The 9,042-nt window shown below is 72.3% G+C and carries 6 protein-coding genes; 1 reads left to right on the top strand and 5 read right to left on the bottom strand.

Features of this window, described 5'->3' with window-relative positions; all coding sequences use genetic code 11:
* A partial coding sequence (locus RBXJA2T_RS11805) for a hypothetical protein (protein ID WP_039956673.1) occupies positions 1-288 on the bottom strand: 288 nt, incomplete at its 3' end.
* A 397-nt stretch (positions 289-685) separates the two neighbouring features.
* On the bottom strand, positions 686-1,897 hold the full coding sequence (locus RBXJA2T_RS11800) for a hypothetical protein (RefSeq protein WP_009857604.1): 1,212 nt from the start codon (positions 1,895-1,897) through the stop codon (positions 686-688).
* A 218-nt stretch (positions 1,898-2,115) separates the two neighbouring features.
* Here RBXJA2T_RS11800 and RBXJA2T_RS11795 point away from each other — a divergent pair, with 218 nt between their 5' ends.
* Positions 2,116-3,393: a hypothetical protein gene (locus RBXJA2T_RS11795; protein ID WP_009857603.1), complete on the top strand. Its 1,278-nt coding sequence runs from the start codon at positions 2,116-2,118 to the stop codon at positions 3,391-3,393.
* Positions 3,394-3,405: 12 nt separating this feature from the next.
* Here the strand turns inward: RBXJA2T_RS11795 and RBXJA2T_RS11790 are convergent, their stop codons facing one another.
* The 3 genes from RBXJA2T_RS11790 to RBXJA2T_RS11780 all read right to left on the bottom strand — a co-directional run bounded on the left by RBXJA2T_RS11790 (position 3,406) and on the right by RBXJA2T_RS11780 (position 9,037).
* Positions 3,406-4,911, bottom strand: coding sequence for a methyl-accepting chemotaxis protein (locus tag RBXJA2T_RS11790; protein ID WP_009857602.1), 1,506 nt, complete (start codon positions 4,909-4,911; stop codon positions 3,406-3,408).
* A 182-nt stretch (positions 4,912-5,093) separates the two neighbouring features.
* Entirely contained in the window at positions 5,094-7,574 is a 2,481-nt protein-coding gene (locus tag RBXJA2T_RS11785; RefSeq protein WP_009857601.1) for an HlyD family secretion protein, read from the bottom strand.
* Entirely contained in the window at positions 7,571-9,037 is a 1,467-nt protein-coding gene (locus tag RBXJA2T_RS11780; protein ID WP_009857600.1) for an efflux transporter outer membrane subunit, read from the bottom strand. The genes RBXJA2T_RS11785 and RBXJA2T_RS11780 overlap by 4 nt, the downstream gene beginning before the upstream one ends.
* Positions 9,038-9,042 lie beyond the last annotated feature (5 nt).

Here is a 9,042-nt window from a genome sequence, read left to right as displayed (position 1 = left end):
CTCGCGTGCGGCCGGCACCGCGGCGGCGTCGATCAGCAGCCAGGCCAGGCCCGCGGCACGCGCGGCGACCAGGCGCTCGGCGTCGCCGTCGGCCAGCGCCGGCAGCTTCAGCGCGTGGCCGCCGTCGGTGGCCGCGGCCGCGGCGGCCAGCGCCGGCACCCAGTGCGCCGCATCGGCGTCGAGCTCGTGGTTGACGACACCGACGGCGCCGGCGCGGCAGGCGGCGATCGCCAGCGACACGTCCCGGTGTCCGGCCGGCGTGAGGACGAAGGTCTGGAATGCGCTCATGTCAGGGGCGGGACAGGCCCCGGCCGGCAGCGGCCAGGGTGGCACCGGGCATCGGGCGATGCATCACCGGCGAGGACACCACGCGTCGCACGCGTGGGTGCGGTCGAGGGCAAGGGAAGCGGCTGTGGCGACAAGCATCTCGATGCCGCGGGGCGGCCCACCGCGTCTTTCCATGCACCAGGTTCGGCACCAAGTTATCACGGGCATCCGGCATTTCAGCCACGCGGGCATCGCGCCTCACCCACCCGAGGGGGCTGGCGGCCAGGCCGCAGCCGACGGACGCAACAGCGGGGATGGCGGGGTGCAGGCACACGCGGGGCGCCGGTGCAATTTCGATGCCGCCGCGCCCCCCGGGTCCGGGGGCGGGCGGCCGTCGACGGCACCGCGGGCCGGCGCTTCAGAGCCCCGGATCGGCGAACCACACGCCGTCGGAGCAGTCGGGCCGGCGGCAGGGTTTGTAGCGCCCGCCGTCGGACAGGTCGGGCACCAGCCGGTTGAAGTAGATGCGCGGCCCGGCGTCGGTGATGAACACCTCGGGATCGGTGCGCGTGCGCAGCGGCTCGCTCGGCGTGATGCGCTTGAAGACCGGCGCCGTGGCGTCGATGTTGGACACCCAGACCTCGGAGCGGAACTTGTTCGGCCGCACCGTCTGCGACATGAAGATGTAGGACTTGCCGTTCCAGGTGAAGGGCTCGGGCGAGTAGATCTTGTTGCCGCGCGGCGCCGCCTGGCGGAAGACGGCGGTCCAGACGCCGCCGAGCTGGCGGTACACGCGCAGCTCGGTCTGGTCGACGAGCGTGAAGAACACCAGCTCGTCGCCGTACTCGGGCGCGCACCACATCCAGACCTCGTACTTCTGGCCCGCGTCGAAGGTCAGCTGCTGCGAGGTGTTGCGGTCGAAGTCGCGGTAGAAAACCTGGTCGACGCCGTCGACGGTGACCGGGTAGACGATGCCGCGCGCGCCGGCGACGTCGGGCCGCGAGCACGCGACATGGCGCACCGGGTAGTGGGAGTCGGGGAAGTCCTCGATGCGGCGTTCGGACCCCGGCACGAAGAGCTCGGCCCAGTAGTGGACCTCGCGGTTGTCGACGTAGCTGATGCGCGGGGCCGGGTCGCCGGCGACGCTGCTGCCGTACGGTGCCTTGCGCACCGCGCCGGACAGGATGCTGCTCGTCCAGACGCCGCTGCCGTCGTCCCAGGCCAGGCCGATGCGCGAGTTGCCGTCGGTGTGGCGGCCGGCGTACTTGGTGTGCACCAGCACGTCGCCGCGGGCCGTGGGCACCCATTCGGGGCCGTTCTTGGTCTTCTGCGCGTCCTGGAAGGTCATCGAGTCGGGGTCGACGACGACGCCGCGGCCGTCGGCCGGCACGAAGCGGCCGCTGGCGCGGTCGACGTCGGCGACCCACAGGTTGCCGAGCGTGTCGTTCCAGGCGATCTGGGCGCGCGACTGGCTGAACTCGTAGTCGATCAGCTCGGCCTCGGGCGAGGCCTGGGCCTCGTTGGGCACCCAGCCCTGCGCCAGCGCGGGCGCCGCCAGCGCGGCCACGCAGAACGAGGCCAGCGGCCACCGGCAGGCGCGCGAGGCGCGGGTCAGGAGGGAATGCAGCATGGAACCTCGTGTCGGATCAGGAACCCGGGCCCGGCAGGCAGGCTCCGGCCGCCGAACCTTACCCAGCGCCCGCGGCAGCGGCAACGGCGGCCGCGGCTGCGGCACACGAACACGGGGTGGGTGCGGCGGCCGCGCACGGCCCCCGCGAACCGAGGGGCAGGACCGCGCCGGACCTCCCCCGTCGGGTTGATAGCATGCGCCGAACCGACGGAGCCGCCATGAACGTCCCCCGCCTTTCCCATCGTCCGGGCCTGCTGGCCGGGGTCGCGGCGCTGGTCGCGGCCGCCTGTTCGACCGGCTTCGAGGCCCGGGCGCAGGCCGTGCTGCCGGAGGTGCAGGTCACCACCGCGGCGATCCCCGACTACGAGTTCGACAGCGGCCGCAACGGCCGCTTCTGCGCCAGCTGCAACGGCGGCGCGGGCAACGCGCTGTTCGCGTTCACCGCCGCCGACGGCCGGCTCTGGGTGGGCAGCGTCGACTTCCAGACCGGCGCGTTCTATCCGCCCGACGGCCGCGGCGTGCTCGTCGACACCGAGACGGCGCCGGTCGCCGACTTCGGCAACGGCCCCGAGTGGATGTCCGGCAGCGCCGGCTCGAGCATCGTCTACACGCGCTACGTCAGCGGCTCGACCCACGGCCCGTCGACGGCGCAGATCGCCGTGGCCTCGATGGTCAACGGCGCCTGGTCGCCGACGGTGCTGCCCGGCTCGGCCGGCCGCGCCACGCCCGACGGCTCCAAGGACACGAACGACGCCGACCCGCGCGTCAACTACATCGCCGCCGACAAGGACGCGCTGTACTGGCGCCGGTCCTCGGCCCTCGGTGACGAGGTGGCGATGCCGATCTCCGACCTCACCGGCGGCAACTCGCGCCGCTGGGTGCCGGGCACGCGCAAGATCATCTTCCAGGGCCACAACGCCGCCGACCCGCGCCTCGTCGACCAGGTCTACACGTACGACACCGACAGCGGCGCCGTCGAGCAGCTGACCTTCGACGCGGTCGGCAAGTACGGCGCCTTCATGTGGAAGGCGCCCGAGTACAACAACGAGCACGTGTTCTTCACGATGGCGGACTACCGCCGCAAGATCCTCGTCTACCGCAAGATCGCCGGCACCGACGGCGTCAAGCGCTGGACGGTGATCAAGACCATCACGCCGCCGGCCAAGCTGCCGTTCTTCTGGTCGCCCGAGGTCTTCACGCACAACGGCCGCTCGTACATCTTCACTGTCGTCAGCCCGTCCAACAAGTTCTGGGACAAGAGCTACCCGACGCACCTGGCGATCAGCGGCATCGACCCGCTGAAGCAGAACTTCAGGATGCTGACCAACGACACGAGCAAGCCGCGGCTGCGGCTGGACCCGGAGTACTTCATCACGGCCAAGGGGCCGTTCATCTACTACAACCGCATGGTGCCGGCCACGACGCAGTACCCGGACGGCGTCAACGACGGCGTCTGGTACGTCGACACCGGGCTCGGCGCGCCGCTGTCGAAGTAGCCGCAGCCCCGCTCAGGCCAGGCGGAAGCCGCCGACCAGCGTCGTCAGCCGGTGGGCCTGCTCGCGCAGGCTGGCGGCGGCGGCGGTGGACTGCTCGACCAGCGCCGCGTTCTGCTGCGTCGACTGCTCGATCTGCACGACCGCGACGTTGACCCCGCCGATGCTCTCGCTCTGCGCGGCGGTCGTCGCGCTGATGCCGTCGACAACCTCGCCGACACGCTGCACCGCGGCGACGATCTCCTCCATCGAGCGGCCGGCGTCGCCGGCGCGGCGCGTGCCTGCCTCGACCTCGGTGACCGACTGGTCGATCAGCCGCTTGATCTCGCGTGCAGCGTCCGCCGAGCGCTGCGCCAGCAGGCGGACCTCGCCGGCGACGACGGCGAAGCCCCGGCCCTGGTCGCCGGCACGTGCCGCCTCGACGGCGGCGTTGAGCGCCAGGATGTTGGTCTGGAAGGCGATGCCGTCGATCGTGGCGATGATCTCGGCGACACGGCGGCTGCTGCGCTCGATCTCGGCCATCGAGCGCACGAGGTCGGTGACGACGCCGCCGCCGCTGCGCGCGACGTCGCCGGCCGAGTGCGCGAGGCGCTCGGCGTCGCGCGCCGACTCGGCGGTGCGGCGCACCGTCTCGGTGAGCGACTGCATCGTGCTGGCCGTGGCCTCCAGGCTGGACGCGGTGCGCTCGGTGCGCGCGCTGAGATCGGCGTTGCCGGCGGCGACCTCGTGGCTGGCGACCTCGATCGACTCGGCCACCTCGTGCACCTGACCGACCAGCGTGCGCAGCGCCTGCTGCATGTTGGCGATCTCCTCGCTCAGCAGAACGGTCTCGGCCTGGCCGGCACCCCGTTCCAGCGGCTGCGCCAGGTCGCCCCCGGCGATGCGCCGAGCCGCGGCCTGCAGTGTGGCCAGCGGCCGCGTGATGCCGCGCGTCAAGGTCCAGCCCATGGCCACCGCGGCGACGATGGCGAGGATCGAGACGACGATCGCGGTGCCGCGCAGTTCCTCCATCGCGGTCCTGGCCTGAACCGAGATCTCGCGCTGGCGCTGCTGCTGAAAGGCCAGCACCTGCGCCGACACGTCGATGTAGGCGGCCGTGACCTGCTCGAAACGTGCCCCCTCCTCGGCCCGGCGGGCCGTGTCGTCGACGGCCGCCAGCAGCGCCTTGCGCTGGTCGAGGTAACGCTGGCGCGCGACCGCGAGCGCCTCGATGCCGGCCCGGCCGCCGTCGCTGGTCTCGAGCTCGGCGTAGCGTTTCTGGATCTGGGTCGTGCGCTCGGTGACGGCCTTCATGCGCTCGCCGAAGGCACGCTCCAAGCCGGCGTCACGCGTCAGGCCGATGGCCAGCGCGCGCTGCGAGTTGACCTGGATGTTCTGGTGCCACTCGTGCGCCAGCGCCAGACGCTCGGCCTGGGCACCGACGAGCTCGTCGTTGGCGCGCTCGGCGCGGGCGATCAGGGCCAGCACGGCCGCCAGCACGATCAGCATCAGCGCGACGACGATGCCGAAGCCGAGGGCCATGCGAGCCCCGATGCGAAGACGCAAGACAAAAGACATGCCGGCCCCAAAAGCGCACAAGTGATACTAGATGATACTCCTGACACCTGATGCAGCGAATGGCAACAATGCACGCGGCCCGGGGCCGAAGCCGCCGGGCCGCGCACGCCCCGCGCCGGGGCCGTCCGGCGTCGGGCGTCAGGCGATCAGGGCAGCCACGACCACACCTGGACGTTGACGAAGCGCACCACCGCCTGGCTGAAGGCCTGCCAGACGGGCATCGTGCCGGCGTCGACCTTGGCGTAGCCGGTCATGCCCGACTTCAGCGCGCCGCCGCCGTTGTCGACCACCGCGACCACCTTGACGACACGCCCGGCGGGCTTGACGCTGACGTTGCCGTCGATGCGCTCGACCCGGCCCTCGAAGGTGCGGTCGTTGAAGGCGTTGGGCCGCACGCGCACCGGCGCGCCGACCTTGACGTGGCCGATCTCGCCTTCGGGCACGTCGATCTCGACCGTCATCGAGCCGTTGGCCTCGACGGTGGCGAACGGCGCCCCCTTGTCGAGCACGCTGTTGAGCCGGTCCTTCAGGCGCAGCGACAGGATGGTGCCGTCGAAGGGCATGGTCATCACCGTGCGCCCGGCGCGGCCCTCGACCTCGGCGCGCTGCTGCACCAGCGACTGCAGCGTCGCCTCCTCGGCGGCGATGCGGTCCGGCGGCGTGCCGGCGCGGACCAGCGCCAGCGCCGCCTCGCGCTGCGCCAGCTCGCGGCGGTCGACCTCGGCCTCCTTGCGCGCGCTGTCGAGCTCCTCGAACGAGATCGTGCGTTCCTGGTGCATGCGCTCCAGGCGCGGCACACGCTCGCCGCTGAAGCGGGCGCGCTGGCGCGCGATCTCCAGCTCGCTCTGCGCCAGCGCGACCTCCTCCTTGCGCGGGCGCGACTTCAGGTCGGCGACGACCGCACGCTGCGCCGCGATGCGCGCGTCGAAGGTCTGCAGCTGCGCCTTCAGGTCGGTGCTGGCGACACGCGCGATGACCTGGCCCTTGGCGACCTGCTCGCCGCCGTCGAAGTTGACCTCCTCGACGATGCCGGCGACGTCGGTCGTGACGACCTGGCGTGCGGCCGGGTAGATCTCGAAGTCGCCGCCGGCGTCGTAGGGGTACGGCAGGAACAGCAGCAGCAGCAGCGTGACCGCCAGGGCCCGCTTCATGTAGTACCAGGTGCGGCTGGCGGGCGCCTCGGCCTGGGCCTGCTCGGCGGTCTCCGACGGCAGCGCGCGCTTGCGCCAGCGCTCGAACTGCTGCGAGCGCTCGTAGGCGCGCGTGATCAGCTTGAAGCGCCGCGTGGTGCGCACCGCCAGGAACACGCCCAGCGCGACGACGACGATCAGCGCCGCACCGCCCAGGCGCAGCTCGTGGATCAGGAAGTGGCCGGCGACGTAGACGATCAGCAGCACCACGAGGTAGGCGTAGACGAAGCTCGCGAGCGCGAAGCTCGCCAGCAGCATCTGGCCGCGCTCGGTGCTGGCGCCGCCGCGCAGGCGATCGAGGAAGGCGCGGTAGGCCTTGCCGCGCAGCTGCGGCTCGTCGACGAAGGCCGACAGCAGGTGGTAGCCGTTGCCCTTGACCAGCGGGTTGCCGCCTTCGACGAGCAGGTTCACCGCGCACAGGAAGGTCAGGCCCAGGCCGATGTTGGTCAGCCCCTCGTAGCGGCCGCGGGCGTTGTACCAGATCAGCACGCCGAGGCTGAACAGCAGCACGCGCACCAGCAGCGGGCCGGCATGCATCCACATGCGCTCGCGCCGCGACAGCTGCAAGGTGTGCCGGATCGGCACCATGAAACGCGGGAAGAAGCCGAAGCGCAGGCCGATGCCGAAGTCGCCCAGGCTGGCGCGGAACTTCTGCGCCACCAGCGACTGCGTGACGACGACCGCGAGGTTGATCGTCACCAGGCTGAACAGCGCGTGCACGGCCAGCGTCGTGGCGCTGCGCAGCGAGCCGATGTCGCTCCACAGCGTGCCGATGTGGCGCAGCACGAGGATCAGCGCCAGCAGCGCGACCAGCGGCAGCAGGTAGACGGCGTACTTCAGCGGCTCGACGACCGGCAGCAGCGCACGCGCCACCGGCTGCATCGGGAAGAAGCGAAACAGCTGGCGCGACTGCCGCGGGTCCAGGCTGTCGGCCTCGTTGACGCCGGCGGGCAGCACCGCGTCCTCGGGCAACTCGTCGGGGGCACCGGGTGTCGGGCCGGGTGCCGGCGCGGCGGGCGCGCCCGGGCGCGGCGCCTGGCTCGCCATCTTGACCGCCAGCTCCTCGAAGGACTTCGGCTTGATCAGCCCCTGCTCGAGCGCGTAGCCCTGGCGCGTGAACGGCTTGAGCAGCGGGTGCTTGGCGGCTTCGTCGTCGAGCAGCTTCTGGTCGGCGAGTTGGGCGAAGAAGGCCATCACCTCGTGCTCGCCGATCTCGCGGCCGAAGCGGTCGGCGAAGACCGACAGCAGCTTCTCGGCGGTCTCGCAGCCCGGCAGCACCTCGAGCACGAAGAACTGCCACTGCTCGACGTCGTAGGTGCGGTCGGCGAGCTTGTCGCGCAGCACGTAGCTCGTCTTGTCGCCCCGGACGATGCGGAAGGCCTGCAGACGGCGCGGCAGGTAGGCGGGCAGCGCCACCAGCTTGGTTGAGTCACTCATCGGGGGCTCGTCGTCGTTTGGGCGGTGGCGGCGCTCGGGTCGGGCAGCGACCAGCCGCCGCCCAGGGCCTTGTAGAGCGCGACCAGCGCGTCGGCACGCGCGTGGCGGGTCTGGTTCTGCAACTGCAGGCCGGAGGCCAGCGCACGCTCGGCCTCCAGCACCTGGAAGTAGTCGTCGCGGCCGAGCTCCCAGCGGCGCAGCGCGACCTGGCGCTGGCGCTCGAGCACGGCGACGTTGTCGTCGCGCAGGCCCGCCTGCAGCTCGATCTTCTGTCGGGCCACCAGCGCGTCCTGGACCTCGTGCAGCGCGACCTGCACCGAGCGCACGAAGTCGACGGCGGCCTGGCGCTGCAGCGCCTCGGCCTCGCGCACCTGGCCGCCGAGCCGGCCGCCGCTGAACACCGGGCCGAAGAAGTGCAGCCCGAAGCTGCCGAAGTTGGACCGCAGCTCGTCGAGCCGGCCGAGCTCGGCGCTGGCGAAGCCCGAGCTGCTGGTCAGGCCGATGGTCGGATAGAACTGGGCCTCGGCGACGCCGATGCGGGCGTTGGCCGCGACCAGCACCTGCTCGCGTTCACGCAGGTCCGGCCGCTGGGCGATCAGCTCGGCCGGCAGGCCGGCAGGCACCGGCGGCAGCTTCAGGGCGTCGAGCGTGCCGCGCGCCAGCGGCCCGGGGTTGCGGCCGGCGAGCGCCCCGAGCGCGTTCTCCAGCGCCTGGATCTCGGCCTCCTTGGCCGGGACCTCGGCCGCACGCTGCTGCCACTGCGAACGTGCGTGCAGCACCGGCAGCTCGGAGCTGCCGCCGTTGGCGAAGCGCGACTGCGCCAGCGCCAGCGTGTCGGCCTCGACCTGCACGCTGCGCCGGAGCAGCTCGAGCTCGCGGTCCATCGACAGCAGCCGCAGGTAACCCGAGGCGGCCTTGGCGACCATCGCCATCTCCAGCGCGCGGCGGCCCTCCTGGCCGGCCATCAGGTTGGCGAAGGCCGCCTCGTCGGCGCGACGCAGCTTGCCCCAGAGGTCGAGCTCCCAGCGGATCGAGCCCGAGACGGTGTAGTTGTTGTCCACCGGCTCGGTGCCGCGGCTCAGCGGCACCTGGCGGTTCTCGCTGAGCGTGTCGCGCGTGCGCTGGCCCTCGTAGCCGACCTGCGGCTGGCCGGCGGCGCGGCTGACCTGCAGGAAGGCGTCGAGCTGCTCGACGCGGTGCGCGGCGATGCGCAGGTCCGGGTTGTTCGCCAGCACGTCCTGCACCAGCGTGTCGAGCGCGGGGTCGGCGAAGCCGGACCACCAGGCGGTGTCCAGCGCCTGGCGCGCCGCCGGTGCCGGCTCGGGGGCCGCGGCGGCATGGTGCGCCGGCAGGTCCAGCGCGGGGCGGCGGTAGTCCGGGCCGAGGGTGCAGCCGGCCAGCGCCCAGGCGGCGGCCAGCACGAGCGCCGCCTGGGCGGCCGGGCGACGGGGGATGACGGGCATGGGTC

The organism is Rubrivivax benzoatilyticus JA2 = ATCC BAA-35, from assembly GCF_000190375.1.
GTDB classification, from domain to species: Bacteria; Pseudomonadota; Gammaproteobacteria; order Burkholderiales; family Burkholderiaceae_C; genus Rubrivivax; species Rubrivivax benzoatilyticus.
This window is presented reverse-complemented; position numbering and strand designations above follow the sequence as displayed.